The sequence below is a fragment of the Neisseria sp. P0021.S006 genome, from assembly GCF_051956895.1.
Window position 1 is genome coordinate 1 of record NZ_JBQCWZ010000302.1, and the last position, 1,574, is coordinate 1,574.

Genomic DNA, 1,574 nt, shown 5'->3' on the forward strand with positions numbered 1-1,574 from the left:
TTATCGGCGGTGGTGCGGGTATGGCTCCGATGCGTTCCCACATTTTCGACCAGCTGAAACGTTTGAACTCCAAACGTAAGATTACCTTCTGGTATGGTGCACGTTCTAAACGCGAGATGTTCTATGTCGAAGACTTCGACCAACTCGCAGCAGAATTCCCGAACTTCACATGGCACGTTGCCCTGTCCGACCCATTGCCTGAAGACAACTGGGATGGTTACACAGGCTTCATTCACAACGTAGTTTACGAAAACCACCTGAAAAACCATGAAGCACCGGAAGACTGCGAATTCTATATGTGTGGCCCTCCGATCATGAACCAGTCCGTGATCAAAATGCTCAAAGATTTGGGCGTGGAAGACGAAAACATCCTCTTGGACGATTTCGGCGGCTAACAAACAAAAAGGAAGAAACTTCGGTTTCTTCCTTTTTTATTGCCAGGTCGTCTGAAAACCATACTTTCAGACGGCCTGAACCTTTCTTTTACGATACAATAAAGGCTTCAAAAAATAATCCGCGAATCCCCTATGCCGTTTCTTTCCAATTCGTTTTACCGTCCGATAATCGGCTACACCGTTGCCATCGTTTCCGCACTCACGCTCTCTGCCTGCCAACCTGAAAAACAACAAACCATCACCCTGCAAGGCGAGACCATGGGCACTACCTATACCGTCAAATACCTTTCAGATGGTCAAGACAAACTCCCCTCCCCCGCCGAAATACAAAAACGCATTGATGACGCGCTTAAAGAAGTCAACCGGCAAATGTCTACCTACCAGACCGATTCCGAAATCAGCCAATTCAACCAGCTGCGCACCGTCAATCAGGCCATGCCCATTTCCCAAGACTTTGCCTATGTAACCGGCGAAGCCTTGCGTTTAAACAAATTGACGCACGGCGCACTGGACGTAACCGTCGGCCCTTTGGTCAACCTTTGGGGATTCGGCCCGCAAAAAGAAATCACGCACGAACCGACTGCACAAGAAATCCAACATGCTTCAGAAATGGTCGGTACGGACAAACTCAAACTTTCCCAAGATGGTCAGCAGCCTACACTCGCCAAAACCCATCCCGAAGTCTATTTAGACCTATCCTCCATCGCCAAAGGTTTTGGCGTGGATAAAACCGCCGCCGAACTTGAAAAACTCAATATCGGCAATTATTTGGTAGAAATCGGAGGCGAGTTACATGGCAAAGGCCACAATGCACAAGGCAATCCTTGGCGTATCGGCATCGAGCAGCCCAATATCGTTCAAGGCGGCGCCACTCAAATCACCATTCCATTGGACAATAAATCACTGGCCACATCCGGCGACTACCGCATTTTCCATGTCGATAAGTCAGGCCGCCGCCTTTCCCATATCATCAACCCTAAAACCAAACAACCCATCAGCCACAACCTTGCTTCCATCAGCGTAGTAGCAGAAAACGCCACACTTGCAGACGGCCTTTCCACCGGATTGTTCGTCCTCGGAGAAACTGAAGCACTTAAACTTGCCGAGCAAGAAAATCTCGCCGTTTTCCTTATCATCCGGACCCCGCCAAGGCGGCTAACATACTAAAATGTCCAGCGC

At 49.1% G+C, this 1,574-nt stretch carries 1 protein-coding gene and 1 pseudogene; both read left to right on the forward strand.

The window, feature by feature from the left end; genetic code table 11:
- Positions 1-395, forward strand: a pseudogene (locus ACTHUM_RS13550) (NADH:ubiquinone reductase (Na(+)-transporting) subunit F); the annotation flags it as partial.
- 132 nt (positions 396-527) lie between these two features.
- Entirely contained in the window at positions 528-1,562 is a 1,035-nt protein-coding gene (locus ACTHUM_RS13555; RefSeq protein ID WP_440403119.1) for an FAD:protein FMN transferase, read from the forward strand.
- The last annotated feature ends 12 nt before the right edge of the window (positions 1,563-1,574 follow it).

What these genes read in the sequence shown, in the direction of transcription:
- ACTHUM_RS13555 (WP_440403119.1), top strand. Translation starts at nt 528, where the DNA reads ATGCCGTTTCTTTCCAATTCGTTTTACCGTCCGATAATCGGCTACACC.